Genomic DNA, 13366 nt, shown 5'->3' on the forward strand with positions numbered 1-13366 from the left:
ATATAAAAATGTTGATGCAGTTCTCACTTTCATGCTCTTTTGTGATTTAATATTTATTAGATAAATTAAACATTACTAAATGAAAAATAAATAAACATCTTAGATCAAAGGGTGGTAAGAATTATGAAAATATCAGTGATCAATGTTGGTTTATTTTGTGTATGTTTTCTGAGCAATGCTTATGCAACCTCTGATGAGTGGAGTCAGCGCTGGAAAGCATCAAGTAGTCGCACCAATGATAATTTAGTCCAAGCAAATCTCATTGAGCTTAAGGATTCAGATTATTATTCTGGACTGGGAAAAACCACAATAAACAGCACATCGACAAGTTCTATAGGTACACTTAATTCATCTACTAGCAATGTAAATGTAAATGGTTCAAACAACGGTGTAGATATCTCGAATGATACTGCAAATGACGGCTCTGTAAATTCAACTACCACTCAAAATAATCAGCAATGTCCTAATTTAAGCACCCAACCAGGGGGACAATCACTATGTTGAATTTTCCTTGGTTGAATAGAAGAAAAATATCTTCTGTGAGCATCACGATCCTTTTTAGCCATCTTCTGACAGGATGTACTGGTATGGCTCTTTCAAACAAGGAGCCTGTCAGCCTTGTACAAGGGCCACCTATTACTGATATTTTTACGCCTTTTGATATGGCCTTATCCTGTCTGAAAGGACAACTGCGCAATGATGTTAGTTTCTCTGTTGGTGCGATTCTAGACCAAACAGGCAAAGATGTTGTAACGAATGGTGGTAGTGGAAAAATGGTTACGCAAGGCGCTGGAGATATGGTGCAATCTGCATTATTTCAGGCGGGTGTTAACTTATTGAATCGGCGTGATCCTCGTATTATAGAAAGCGAAGCCAAGTGGGGAATTCGTGACCCAAGGCAAATTCAAGCTTCTGATTATTATGTGACAGGTAGTATTAACAGTTTGGATTTTATTCCCGGTGGCGGTTTTGACATGCAGATAGGCGGTGTTGGCCCCAATTATAGTCAAACTCGCATTATGGTTGGTTTAGATTTATCTCTGACAGATACGCGTAGCAGTAAAGTTGTTGCTAATGTTTCGCTACAGAAGCAAATTGCAGCACAGGATTACGGCATAAATGCAGGCAGGTTTGCTGGTCATACTTTACTGAACATTCAGATTGGCAAAGGAGAGAGAGAAGCGACCAACTTTGCTTTGCGTCAAATGTTGAATTTGGCTACTTTTGAATTGCTCAGTCAGGTCATTCCACCCGTAACATTTGAAAGTTGCCGCGCTGAAATACCACCTGAATTTGGCAGCTTAGGTTTAACGCGAAGTTCTGTTGCCCTGTATAAATATAAAGAAAGCCAGCAGAAAAACACTGTGGATTCAAGTGGGTCTCTTCTGGACTCTTCATCAGATAAAACAAGTTCATCGAATGAAAAAAATAAATCTACAAACTCACCAAACAAAGATACGCAGCCGCATAAAAATAAAGAATCTGACCTGATTAAAAATCCTGAAGGTGATCCTGAAATGAGCAAAAAGGATTTGATTAAATATATCAGTATGAAACAGCGCTCATCTTCAAGCAAAGCGAATGAGGGAAAAAAAGAAGATGAGAAGGCTCAGATGTTATGGGATGTAAATCCAGCAATGATCGAAAATTACTGGTCAACAACTCAGCGTGATTAAAAGATATATAAATGGGCTCGCTCCCATTATAAAAAGAGGTGCTTAGCGAGAAGTACTTCAAAATTAGAAAAGAAAACTAGAAAAGGAAATTAACCATGAATAAGACTATCACAACAATTGCCTTATCCGTCGCCTTCCTGTCCAGTGCAGCCATGGCAAATAATGTACATGTAGATACTGGTCTGCAACAAACCCTAACTCTTTTATCTCAACAGGCTACAAATGGTAATGCGCTTAACCTTGCAATCAATACCGCTAATATTGATGCAACTGTCAACATAGATGGTCGTTATAATTCACTCAATAATGTTGGAGACAAAGTCGCGGTAGAAACTTCAGCACTTGGTGCCGTGAACACAGGCAGTATCAATTTACAGCAAGGCAACTTCAGTGCTGTTACTGCGGGTACATTCAATGGAACTTTTGACGCTGAAAAAAATAAATGGAGTACGGTGGAAGGATGGCATAATGAACAGTCATCTGAACTCGAAAGCTCTATCAGTGCAGGAGTGAATACTAGCTATTATGATCAATTCTCTACAACGCTGAGCAATTACAGCGCAGCAAATTTAGCCTTCAATTCAGGCGCTATTGATGCATCTGTAAATGTAGAGGGAAAAGTGAATCATATTGATGGCATTAAAACTTCAGCAATCGGTGCTGTGAACACCGGTAGCATTACAGTGACCGTAAAGTAAATCAACCTTTCAACATGATTCAGGGTCTAACTATTAACGGATAGTTAGACCTTTTTTATTTTGGAATAAATTTACATTTGAATGCAACAGTTTTTTTATTTACTGATATTACGCAGTCAATGGGCCGCCAATTTAATCCTGTCCCAGATGCGGGGCTTACTTATAGAAGCTAGAAGTGAACACTTCTACTTGGGAATAGCGGTAGATGTTGAATCTGCATTTTTTAACTTGGTATAGCCACAAATATGTTAAATAAAAACCTATATCTCTATCATACAAAGAATTATTCTCTATTTAGTGCGACAAAAATAAATTGGAGATAAAAAATGTCTGCTCGGTTTTTACTGCCGATTGTGAGTTCTGCCATTGTATTGGCACTAACAGGATGCGCTTCACCATCTAGCTCTCCAATCACAGACAGCTATGGCCCACAACCTAATTTGCCTGAACCTAAATCAAGTTTGCTGCCTACGGTTAATATTGCCACTGCCAAAGGCTGGCCTGCGGGTATTATGCCAACGCCTGCTGCAGGTTTAAAAGTACAAGCATTTGCGAAAGAACTTGAACATCCGCGCTGGCTGTATGTGTTGCCGAATGGTGATGTGCTGGTTGCCGAAACAGATGCGCCGTCTAAGCCTGATGATAGCAAGGGAATTAAAGGAAAAATAGCGAAACTGGTGATGAAGCGTGCAGGGTCATCGCATCCGAGTGCCAATCGCATTAGCTTGCTCCGTGATACCAATGGTGATGGTATCGCTGACCAAAAAACCATATTTCTACAAAATTTAAACTCTCCATTTGGCATGGCACTGGTAGGAAACATGCTGTACGTGGCCAATACTGATGCCTTAATGCGCTTTTCTTACCAAGAAGGTGCAACTCAAATTACAGTAAGTGGAACCAAAATATTGGATTTACCAGGTGGTACGTTAAACCATCATTGGACCAAAAACGTAATTGCCAACCCTGCGGGCACCAAACTTTATATTACTGTTGGCTCAAACAGTAATGTAGCTGAAAATGGGTTTGACAAAGAAGTGGGCCGTGCACTGATTATGGAATTTGATATTGCCAGTGGCAAGGCACGACCGTTTGCGACAGGGCTGCGTAATCCAAATGGCATGGATTGGCAACCTCAAAGTGGTGCGCTATGGACAGTCGTGAATGAGCGTGATGAACTGGGCAATGATTTGGTGCCCGATTACATGACCTCAGTTAAAGATGGTGCTTTTTATGGCTGGCCGTATAGCTATTATGGTCAACATATGGACACACGGGTAAAACCACAAAATTCTGAGTTGGTCGCGCGCGCAATTAAGCCTGATTATGCACTGGGTAACCATACAGCATCGTTAGGCTTGGCATTTTATACTGCCGAATTAATGCCACAATATCGCGGTGGCGCGCTAATTGGTCAGCATGGCTCATGGAATCGTAAACCGCATAGTGGTTATAAAGTCGTTTTTGTGCCGTTCCAAAATGGTCAACCTTCTGGTAAACCGCAAGATGTATTGACTGGCTTTTTAAGCGATAAAGGTGATGCGTTTGGGCGGCCTGTTGGTGTAACAGTGGATTTTTCAGGAGCTATTTTGGTCGCCGATGATGTGGGTGATATGATTTGGCGTGTATCACCAGTTGGTGCAACCACTTATGAGAGTCGAATAAATCAAGCACCTTAAGGTGCTTGATTTAAAATTTGGATATCGATATTGAAATTTACAGTTTTGCCGCGTCGTGCGCTATTCCGCATTTGATAAACTTGCAGTGTATATTTCCCCGTGGATGGTAGAACCACTTCTCCAGCTGAGCCTGCTGTAGAACCAATCCATAAGGCTTCAGCTTTACCTGGCTTATCTTCTGGTGCATAAATATTGATATATGCTAAGTCACCCGTGCTGGTTGTTTTAAATTTCAATCGTTGGCCTGCTTTGGCATGCAGTGTATAACGGGCATCATCATAGCCTTTGAAAGTACCTTTTAAACTTGCGCCATAAGTACCTTTTTTGAAAGTCACAGGTGTTTCTAATGACTTTGCAACTACAGGAGCAGAACCTAATGCCACTGAAGCAGCTAAAATAGCGAGGCTTAAACTTTTTTTCATTTTATTGTCTCAAATAATAAAATTATGGATTTAGCATATCATTTTCTGTCAGTCTGAATTTAATTATGTGATTAGACGATGAGTTTATTTCTTTAATTTTGAGAGTGTATCTGCTTCCACGATGGAAGCTTTTTGTTTAGATCGCTGCCATAGACATAATTCACGTCCAAGCTGGTTTTTCATATGCGCTTGAGGATAGCGACCCTCTAAAACTATAGCAGAATATCCCACACGATCATCAAAGGGCATAATGTCACTGACGACCTTTGTATTTTTTAATAGACTCGCTTTTATACAAGCTGCTTTAAGCTTTTGATCATGTTTTTTCCATGCATCGGCTGAACTGGCTTGAGCGGTGTAAGATGTACAAATTAAACTTAATAAAATAAAACTTATCCGTTTCATTCTTTTTATTACCTTGCTTTAAATATTAAATTTAATAATACAGAGGTCATTCAATTTTTAAGAGTTAATTTACAATACTTAAAACTGTTTATTTAACTTTATGCTTACTCTTTCTTCTTTAGATACTTTTTCGCATTGTTATCCAAAAGGCAGTCGCATGCTTGGCCATATTCATCGCAAAATTTCCAATTTTTTGTGAGCTAAAGTCAACAAACTGTATATTCACTTGTCTTTGTCATAAAAATTACATAAATTTTGATACGCTATATGAGTGGAAGATAGTGCTCTCTGAGTGTAAATGAAAATTGGTGTGTAATTTTTAAATTTGAAGATGCTTAAGTTGCAGATTATCCGAACGATCACGAAGCCTAGGCACATCAATATGAATAGCTAGAAATATATTCCTTAAAGAATGCTTTTTAACGTATATTGACTAGCGTTCAATGTATATAACTACAAAATCTAATAATCATTGAATGCTATTTTTGCAGTCTCAGGCTGTGTTATTTTCTTTTTAAGGTGTATTTATGAATAAATTTAATATTAGTGTGAAGGATCAATTTGGTGTGCATTACGCCATTGAAGCAACCTTGGATGAGGTTGTATCAAGTACTGTCAAAACATATGAACGAATAAAATATATTATTGTCGATAATGAGATGATTCGCCCTAGCTTTGAAATGCTTTTTCAAAGTACAAGCAGCGGAAAAATATTTAAAATTATTAAACCTTAAATGACATAAAAATATATGCCTATCTAGCGAATATTGATCAATATCATATTTATATTGAATAATGTTTGTATTCTTGAGTATTAAGGCGTATAAAGTCACTTCGTTGATGCGGGATGGAGCAGTCTGGTAGCTCGTCGGGCTCATAACCCGAAGGTCGTTGGTTCAAATCCAGCTCCCGCTACCAACGAAAAAGATTTAAAGTTTATGCCCTAATTTGCTTCATGCATATTAGGGTTTTTTTATGCTTATATTTTTATTGATATTTTAACTTGCATTGATGGACTTCTTATTTGTTTCTACGTAGAAATGCATCACAGTTAATAATGTGATTTGTTTAGCATTATTTTTAATTATTGTTATTTTTCGCCACTGTAACTGACTCGATTAGTGTGGAAAATGGCTAGCAGAAACTAGCTGTGGTTTCTAATACCTTTAAGGTATTTTTGGTTTTAGCCCGCACTTCCATGTGTGGGCTTTTTTTTGCATTTATGCTTATGAATATGGTTTCGATCTTTATGATGGTCACGTGAATGCCAAAATGTGGTAAAGATAATTAATACTGCAAACTGTTAAGCATATTACGGCACATCAAACCCCGTCACATTCTGGATGTTGATGGGGTTTTGCTTTTTGTTTGGTGGTAAACATAGGATAATTGACAATAAAAATTATCGCGAAAATTGTATAAATTATATTATCAACCCAGCTGAATACCCAATTAAATTTAAGCCAAATAATATTAAAATGTTGTTTTGTAAAATTATACATACAATAATCTTGATGTGATTGAGCGAAAGAAAATGGATTATAGATATTTCAAATTCGTTTAATTATATTTTTGTTTAGTTAAACTTAAAACAGTTTATTTTTTTATTAAAATATTCATATTACTAGAATATGAAAATGTAATAATATGACAATGCACTCTGTAGAATATACATTAAAATTATTGCGACTTTACCACAAAGTATGGAACATAATAATGCCTCAAAATAATCCTAAATTTATATTAGAACAAATTTACAATTTCATTGTAGAAAAACCAACCATCGATTCTCAAAGTCAATTTATGCAATTGAAGACTTTTTTGAGCGAACTACATGAGAGCGATAAGTCTACATTTGAAGCGGTAAAACCTTATAATTATAAGGGTATATTTAATGGCAAACAGCAAACCATACTGGCTCATGCAGCGCCAAGCTTTCTGCAAAAAAATGAATTTTTGCATTGGATGAGTAATCAATTAGAGCAATAAAAGCAGTCTAAAATGAACCACTCGAGGGTGGTTTTTTGATGTTAATATTTCACTGATTATTTTATATTATTGAAAATTAATGATAAATTTTAATAAAAAATATTCAATAATTACGCTATGTAAAAATAGGGTGCTTGTGTCATGATCCAACTCGAAAGTGAGAAACAGAAAATTAATCTTTAATAAATATGATGATGCCTAAACGGGAATTGAAAGAAAATTATAAACTTAAAATATACCATCTCAGCTGAAATTAAATGCTTTGGCGCAAGCATCTAATAATACATCGTGTGCGCCTAAGCATAAAGTTGCATGCTTTAGGTCGGGCATAATGTCAAAAATAAGGAATTATTACCGAATACAATTTCGGCCAGCGGCTTTAGCTTTATATAGGTTATTATCGGCTTTTTTAAATACCGCTTGAACATCAAAAGAGTCATTCGGCCAATGAGCTATTCCGATAGAGACTGTGACAGGGCCTATTGAACCAATCATGGTAGATTCTAGTCGTTTTCTCAGTCTTTCAGCAATGGTGTATCCAATTTCAATATTCGTTGTTGGCGTAAGGATTATAAATTCCTCACCTCCAATACGACAGCAAATATCATTACTTCTAAAGTTTTCACGAATGTAACTAGCAATCTGGTTTAGTACTACATCACCTTGATCATGACCATATGTATCATTAATTCTTTTAAAGAAATCGATGTCTATATAAATAACTGAAAATTTAGTTTCAGTCTTTATAAAACTATCAACGAATAAGTCCATTCCTCGTCGATTATAGAAACCAGTGAGTGGGTCAGTATTAACCCTATTGTTTAGTTCTGATATTTTTTCAGAGAAATTACGTACACTCATTAATAAAGAAATCTTGAATCTTCTTACTTCAAAGTACCACGGTTCAATTTTAGCAATATTTAAATCAATATTGGGCTGATTAAGTCGACTAGCCATTTTGGCTAAGCGATTCAAGGGGGAGGAAATAAGTAAAGAAACTTGCCATACAATGAAAAAGATAAAGGCATAAAAAATAAGCATAACCAGTGCAACTTTATAAATAATGGCTGTTGCTTGTTGAAGTAGTTCTTTGGTCGGTTGTTGAGAGACAATAATCCAGTCTGTTGTCGGAATATGAGCAAAACCTGCTAAATTTTTAATCCCATCAGAATTGATTAGTTCAATACTTCCTGATTCTTTTTCTCTCATATAGGCCAAGCCTGTGTTATTTAAAATTTGCTTACCAATTTTACGGGCATCAGGATGGAATACTATTTTATTTGATTTATCAATAACATACATATAGCTATTCTTGTATCCATATTTTATTGTAAGTAAGTCACTAATAATATTTTTATCTTTCAGATAAATAGCACCTCCAATAAAGCCAATGAATTCTTTTTTGTTATTAAAAATTGGCTGAGAAACGAATATAATTAAGTTATTTTTTACAGAGTAATATGGAGTTGAAATATAAGTACTTTTTGCTTTTAAAGACTCTCGTAGCCCTAAGGTTGTATTTGCTGTTTCTTTTTTTAAATGAAGTTGAGAAGGGGCATAATCTATAAAGTCACCTTTAGAATTGACGATGACAATGCTATTAAAGTAATCAGACTGATTTTTTAGCCGTTCAACCTCGGAATGAGTGATTTGATTGTTTTCAAAGTTATTACCGAGGACATAGGCACTATATGCTAATTCTTTTAATATCGTTTGAAAATGATTGTCCGTACCTATTGCAATTTTTGAGGCATATTCAAGATTAACTGACAGAGAATTACTGATAAGTTGTTGTTTTTGTATATAGTAACTCACAACAACTGAAACAATAAACAAGCTTGAAACACTAAAAACTGATAATAATAAAATTAACTTTCTAAGATTGAGCTTTAGCGGATAAATCATGTACTTAAATAACATAACAATATATTAGTTTGATTATTATTTTCCCATTTAATAGTATGTTGTTTTACATCATAAATCAAAAGAATAGTTTATTTTTTATGATTTAAATTTTAGATATTTAATCAGATTAATTGCTATAAACTCTCATATCTAATTAGATTGATTCAATTTTAAATTGGAACTAGCTACATTTTGCCGGTTTTACCGTATGAGTTTTGTTTGAACAAGGACGTTGGAAAAAACATTTTGATAGCGCACTGGGTAGGTCAAAAATTCAATCTTAGGTATTGATGTGCTATTGGAGATGATTGTTTTGATCATTTTACTGGCGCTATCTACAGTTGAAAAAATTAACAATATAGACAATCAAAAAATTTGAATATGAGTAAAATGTACTTGGGTATATTTATCCATTAATTCAACAATTATTATAAAAGAGGGCGGTCATGAATGTAAAAAATGAATGTCGTGAATGTTTAGTCTGTGGAAAGACTTTTCCAATTAAAAGCCTTATCCCGATGGGGATGATACGAAAAGTGATTACAGAAGAAATTTCACATAATTTTCCAGAGTGGTCGCCCCAAGACTATATATGCCAAGCCGATTTAACCAAGTATCGAATTCAGTATGTGCATTCATTATTAAAATCAGAAAAAGGCGAAGTCACTGATCTTGAATATGAAGTGATTAAAAGTATGCAGCAGCATGAACTCATCACAAAAAATGTTGAGAATAAACTAGATCAACATTGGACTTTAGGAGAACGGCTTGCAGATAAAATAGCGACTTTTGGCGGAAGTTGGGCATTTTTGATTTGTTTCGCCATATTCTTGGTCATATGGATTACCGTGAATACGGTCGTTGTAATGGTTCATCCTGCCGATCCTTATCCTTTTATCCTATTAAACTTAATACTGTCTTGTATAGCAGCCATTCAAGCCCCCGTTATTATGATGAGCCAGAATAGACAAGAAGCAAAAGACAGATTGCGTTCACAGAATGATTATCAAATCAACTTAAAAGCTGAGCTTGAAATCCAGCATTTACATGAAAAACTAGATCATCTTTTAATGCATCAGTGGGATAGACTTGCGCAAATACAAGAAATTCAACTGGACTTATTATCTGAAATGAGCAAAAAATATTAAAAATTTATGTATATTTTTATTGAAGATCTAAGAAAATTGGATTAATTTAACTTTTAGTTAATGATTAAAAAGTACAAGCTTATTTCGTTTTTATACCAAAAGCCATCTAAGTGAGGACTGTTACATAATCAAACCGTTATTTAATAAAAATGACATCAATTTGAAATTTTTATAACCAAAAATATAAACCATAATTACATAATATTTTGGAATTTTTATGCTTATTTTAGGAATGGGACTGGTCGTTATTTTATCTATTTTTGCTGTGATAGCGATTGCTTTAGGTTTAATGAGAAGTGATCCTTTATTTGTAATGGTTGGAATTTTACTATTTATAAGCGCAGTGCTGGTATTTATGATGTTTAAAAACAACCTGACAAATCCTTTCAAAGATTAATCTTGGGCTAAAAGAATACCAAGACTGGCAAAAACATTTGAGTACTGAGTTGTTGCTGCACGATTAAGTAAAATTTACTGTGATGTAATCGTCCCGATATGAAAAATATTTATAAATAGTTAAAAAATTGAGTAATTTTTGTATAAATATAGATCTATCTAGATTAAATTAGCCATTTCTTCTCATCAAAAACTGTCTACAAATATGACTATAAAGCTATCTTTGAACTGAAAAAATTGTCACATCAAAGGTAGACCTTGCCTAAATCATGAAAGACCCTTTGAAAGAGTGGTTTATCATATTTTTTAAAAGAACAGAATAGATGATAAATGGTATTTCTGATCATTTGTTAATCAAAAAATGTATGATAGAAAATTACTGATAATAAAGAGAGAGTATTTATGAACTTTATAAAATATACATGTTATCCCTTCTAATAATTTTAACAGGGCTATTCGCCAACATAGCCCTGTCGTTGGACTAAATTTTCCTAATTAAAAAAGGATAACATAATGACTAAAATGTTAAAAAAAGTATTATTTTCTGCGGGTCTTTTAATCGTTGGAGAGTTAAGCATGGCATGTACTCGTGTGGTTTATCTCGGTGATAATGATGTAATGACAGCGCGCTCTATGGACTGGAAGAGTGATATTGGTACAAATTTATGGATTTTACCAAATAAGGTGAAGCGCAACGGCATGGCGGGGCCTAAGTCGATTAAATGGACTTCTAAATATGGCAGTGTTATTGCCTCAGGTTACGATATTTCCACCACGGATGGCGTAAATGAAAAAGGCTTGAATGCAAATTTACTTTGGTTAGTTGAGTCTGAATATCCTGATATTAAAAATAATACTAAGCCACAGTTAAGTATTTCATTATGGGCGCAATACGTCTTAGATAATTTTGCAACAGTGAATGAAGCAATTGCAGCATTAGAAAAAGAGCCATTTCTAGTGGTGACAGATGCGGTGCCTGGTGAGGAACGTCTTGCTACATTGCATTTGTCTATTTCAGATGCAACAGGTGATAGCGCAATTATTGAATATATTAATGGAAAGCAGGTAATTCATCATAATCGTGCTTATCAGGTGATGACCAATTCTCCTATATTTGAACAACAACTCGCGTTAAATAGCTATTGGAAACAGATTGGCGGTACAACCATGTTGCCTGGAACGAACCGTGCTGCAGATCGGTTTGCAAGAGCTTCATTTTATATTAATGCTATTCCAAAAAATGCAACACCAGAACATTCTTTGGCAAGTGTATTTAGCGTGATCCGTAATGCTTCAGTGCCATTTGGTTTAAATACAGAAGAAGAGCCAAACATTTCCTCTACGCGCTGGCGTACTGTTGTAGACCATAAGAGAGGATTGTATTTCTTTGAGTCTGCGGTGTCGCCAAATGTGTTTTGGGTAGATTTAAAAGATATTAATTTTAATGATGGGCAGACTAAAAAACTTGAATTAGGTCGAGATCAGGCAAAAACCTATGCAGGGAAAACCAATTCATCATTTAAGGTCACTCAACCCTTCGAGTTTCTCGGCATTAAATAAGGCAAAATAAAATGATTGAGCTTATCTGATATACATGTAAACCCATCTTTGGGTGTAATGCTGATCAGTTAAGGAGTTTGGTAATAGACTCCTTAACTTTTTAATTCTTCACAACGGAGTCTTATATTTTAAATCAAATACTTGGAGCTCATCTATTACTTTGGATAAGCCCAAATGAGAAACTCAAAATATATTTTGAGTTCGCAAGAAAGGTATCTTGCGGCGCAGTGCGCCTCACCGCAAAACTCGTCAAATTCCTTTTATTGATTAATAAATTGCAGAAACCTTACTTTTTTAATCTTGCGGTGTATACACCTCATGCCTCGAACAGTTGCGGATGACGTTTCCGTGTATCAAATAATATTATGAATTTAAAAAATAAAATGCCAGTCAATTTCTTAACTGACCGGCATTACATCTCTGATTGGGTTTTTAAATACCATTTTCTCATTGGTGGTGTGTATGAAATATTTGATTGTTGCTTAGCTTCCTTCTTTATAGGGAATGTCTTGTACCTTGATCATTTTAAAAGGTACAGGGTGGAAGGCAAGCCAATAAGCTGCCTCAAAATAATCCTAAATTTATACTAGAACAAATTTACAATTTCATTGTAGAAAAACCAACCATCGATTCTCAAAGTCAATTTATGCAATTGAAGACTTTTTTGAGTGAACTACATGAGAGCGATAAGTCTACATTTGAAGCAGTAAAACCTTATAATTATAAGGGCATATTTAATGGCAAACAGCAAACCATACTGGCTCATGCAGCGCCAAGCTTTCTGCAAAAAAATGAATTTTTGCATTGGATGAGTAATCAATTACAGCAATAAAAAGCAGTCTAAAATGAACCACCTTTGCGTGGTTTTTGAATGATTAAAATTGATAAATAGAAGCGTATTCATGGTTAGATTAAGTTGATTAAACTAGAGAAGCACGTGCAGGATTATCATAAAAAACCACCAAACATTTGTTATGAAATTTGATAAGAAGGGCACTATTACCAGCATTTCATGCTTTTTTTATATTGTTTTAGTGAAAACGTAATGCATGGCTAAAATGGCAACAATCTCTAATTAAATTGAGGGGAATGTGATTCAGATGGGGATTGATCTGCTAATCTATAAAGAACAAAAAAAAATAGAATGTATTTATGAAAAAATTAATTTTATTAAGCTGTTTATTTGTTTCAAGTGCGGTATCGGCTTCAGGTGATGACGCTCAAATATGTAATGAAATAGCGGATATTGCGGCAACGGTAATGCAGCAAAGACAGGATGGCGTGCCGATTGAAACTCAAGAAAGAATAGCATTAGAGTTTGAAGGTGATTCCAAGGATGTATATGAGTTTATCGTTGAGGATGCATATGATCAATTATTGCTGAATACTGATCTGGGTAAACAGCAGATTGTAGATGATTTTCGTAAGCATTATTTTGAACTTTGCATGAATGAAGAAAAGTAGTCATTTATATTTTTAATTAATCAT

13 protein-coding genes and 1 tRNA gene are annotated in these 13366 nt (G+C 34.9%); 11 read left to right on the forward strand and 3 right to left on the reverse strand.

Going from position 1 to position 13366, the window contains the following annotated elements; genetic code table 11:
- Positions 1-123: 123 nt before the first annotated feature.
- The 4 genes from B9T30_RS15445 to B9T30_RS15460 all read left to right on the forward strand — a co-directional run bounded on the left by B9T30_RS15445 (position 124) and on the right by B9T30_RS15460 (position 4053).
- Positions 124-504 (forward strand): hypothetical protein, encoded by a 381-nt coding sequence (locus tag B9T30_RS15445; protein ID WP_086185784.1) that lies wholly within the window; start codon positions 124-126, stop codon positions 502-504.
- The gene (locus tag B9T30_RS15450) at positions 498-1676 is read left to right on the forward strand and encodes a CsgG/HfaB family protein (RefSeq protein ID WP_086185785.1); all 1179 of its coding nucleotides are present in this window, start codon (positions 498-500) and stop codon (positions 1674-1676) included. The genes B9T30_RS15445 and B9T30_RS15450 overlap by 7 nt, the downstream gene beginning before the upstream one ends.
- Positions 1677-1771: 95 nt before the next feature.
- Positions 1772-2374 carry a hypothetical protein gene (locus B9T30_RS15455; RefSeq protein WP_086185786.1) on the forward strand — a complete coding sequence of 201 codons (603 nt, stop codon included), beginning with the start codon at positions 1772-1774 and terminating at the stop codon, positions 2372-2374.
- Positions 2375-2700: 326 nt separating this feature from the next.
- Positions 2701-4053: a PQQ-dependent sugar dehydrogenase gene (locus B9T30_RS15460; protein WP_086185787.1), complete on the forward strand. Its 1353-nt coding sequence runs from the start codon at positions 2701-2703 to the stop codon at positions 4051-4053.
- Here B9T30_RS15460 and B9T30_RS15465 read toward each other — a convergent pair.
- Positions 4050-4475: a DNA breaking-rejoining protein gene (locus B9T30_RS15465; RefSeq protein WP_086185788.1), complete on the reverse strand. Its 426-nt coding sequence runs from the start codon at positions 4473-4475 to the stop codon at positions 4050-4052. The two genes, B9T30_RS15460 and B9T30_RS15465, sit on opposite strands and share 4 nt — an antisense overlap.
- An 84-nt stretch (positions 4476-4559) precedes the next feature.
- Positions 4560-4880: a hypothetical protein gene (locus B9T30_RS15470; protein WP_086185789.1), complete on the reverse strand. Its 321-nt coding sequence runs from the start codon at positions 4878-4880 to the stop codon at positions 4560-4562.
- Positions 4881-5407: 527 nt separating this feature from the next.
- Here B9T30_RS15470 and B9T30_RS15475 point away from each other — a divergent pair.
- The 3 genes from B9T30_RS15475 to B9T30_RS15490 all read left to right on the forward strand — a co-directional run bounded on the left by B9T30_RS15475 (position 5408) and on the right by B9T30_RS15490 (position 6869).
- The gene (locus B9T30_RS15475) at positions 5408-5614 is read left to right on the forward strand and encodes a hypothetical protein (RefSeq protein WP_086185790.1); all 207 of its coding nucleotides are present in this window, start codon (positions 5408-5410) and stop codon (positions 5612-5614) included.
- A gap of 107 nt (positions 5615-5721) precedes the next feature.
- Positions 5722-5798: transfer RNA gene (locus tag B9T30_RS15480), tRNA-Met, on the forward strand.
- A 798-nt stretch (positions 5799-6596) separates the two neighbouring features.
- Positions 6597-6869: a hypothetical protein gene (locus B9T30_RS15490; protein WP_086166740.1), complete on the forward strand. Its 273-nt coding sequence runs from the start codon at positions 6597-6599 to the stop codon at positions 6867-6869.
- Between the two features lie 351 nt (positions 6870-7220).
- Here the strand turns inward: B9T30_RS15490 and B9T30_RS15495 are convergent, their stop codons facing one another.
- Entirely contained in the window at positions 7221-8774 is a 1554-nt protein-coding gene (locus B9T30_RS15495; RefSeq protein WP_086185809.1) for a sensor domain-containing diguanylate cyclase, read from the reverse strand.
- 446 nt (positions 8775-9220) lie between these two features.
- On the opposite strand from B9T30_RS15495, the gene B9T30_RS15500 reads away from it, so the two are divergent.
- The 4 genes from B9T30_RS15500 to B9T30_RS15520 all read left to right on the forward strand — a co-directional run bounded on the left by B9T30_RS15500 (position 9221) and on the right by B9T30_RS15520 (position 13342).
- Complete coding sequence (locus B9T30_RS15500) at positions 9221-9922, forward strand: DUF1003 domain-containing protein (RefSeq protein ID WP_086185792.1); 702 nt, start codon at positions 9221-9223, stop codon at positions 9920-9922.
- 217 nt (positions 9923-10139) lie between these two features.
- Positions 10140-10319 carry a hypothetical protein gene (locus B9T30_RS15505; protein WP_086185793.1) on the forward strand — a complete coding sequence of 60 codons (180 nt, stop codon included), beginning with the start codon at positions 10140-10142 and terminating at the stop codon, positions 10317-10319.
- Positions 10320-10831: 512 nt separating this feature from the next.
- Positions 10832-11878: a linear amide C-N hydrolase gene (locus tag B9T30_RS15510; RefSeq protein WP_086185794.1), complete on the forward strand. Its 1047-nt coding sequence runs from the start codon at positions 10832-10834 to the stop codon at positions 11876-11878.
- A 1152-nt stretch (positions 11879-13030) separates the two neighbouring features.
- Positions 13031-13342, forward strand: a complete 312-nt coding sequence (locus tag B9T30_RS15520; RefSeq protein WP_086185796.1) for a hypothetical protein — start codon at positions 13031-13033, stop codon at positions 13340-13342.
- The last annotated feature ends 24 nt before the right edge of the window (positions 13343-13366 follow it).

Source organism: Acinetobacter sp. ANC 4973 (assembly GCF_002135275.1).
GTDB lineage: Bacteria > Pseudomonadota > Gammaproteobacteria > Pseudomonadales > Moraxellaceae > Acinetobacter > Acinetobacter kyonggiensis.

Bases quoted from the DNA above. Each gene is read 5' to 3' on its own strand.
- B9T30_RS15445 (WP_086185784.1), top strand. From the start codon at position 124: ATGAAAATATCAGTGATCAATGTTGGTTTATTTTGTGTATGTTTTCTG.
- B9T30_RS15450 (WP_086185785.1), top strand. From the start codon at position 498: ATGTTGAATTTTCCTTGGTTGAATAGAAGAAAAATATCTTCTGTGAGC.
- B9T30_RS15455 (WP_086185786.1), top strand. From the start codon at position 1,772: ATGAATAAGACTATCACAACAATTGCCTTATCCGTCGCCTTCCTGTCC.
- B9T30_RS15460 (WP_086185787.1), top strand. From the start codon at position 2,701: ATGTCTGCTCGGTTTTTACTGCCGATTGTGAGTTCTGCCATTGTATTG.
- B9T30_RS15465 (WP_086185788.1), bottom strand. From the start codon at position 4,475: ATGAAAAAAAGTTTAAGCCTCGCTATTTTAGCTGCTTCAGTGGCATTA.
- B9T30_RS15470 (WP_086185789.1), bottom strand. From the start codon at position 4,880: ATGAAACGGATAAGTTTTATTTTATTAAGTTTAATTTGTACATCTTAC.
- B9T30_RS15475 (WP_086185790.1), top strand. From the start codon at position 5,408: ATGAATAAATTTAATATTAGTGTGAAGGATCAATTTGGTGTGCATTAC.
- B9T30_RS15490 (WP_086166740.1), top strand. From the start codon at position 6,597: ATGCCTCAAAATAATCCTAAATTTATATTAGAACAAATTTACAATTTC.
- B9T30_RS15495 (WP_086185809.1), bottom strand. From the start codon at position 8,774: ATGATTTATCCGCTAAAGCTCAATCTTAGAAAGTTAATTTTATTATTA.
- B9T30_RS15500 (WP_086185792.1), top strand. From the start codon at position 9,221: ATGAATGTAAAAAATGAATGTCGTGAATGTTTAGTCTGTGGAAAGACT.
- B9T30_RS15505 (WP_086185793.1), top strand. From the start codon at position 10,140: ATGCTTATTTTAGGAATGGGACTGGTCGTTATTTTATCTATTTTTGCT.
- B9T30_RS15510 (WP_086185794.1), top strand. From the start codon at position 10,832: ATGACTAAAATGTTAAAAAAAGTATTATTTTCTGCGGGTCTTTTAATC.
- B9T30_RS15520 (WP_086185796.1), top strand. From the start codon at position 13,031: ATGAAAAAATTAATTTTATTAAGCTGTTTATTTGTTTCAAGTGCGGTA.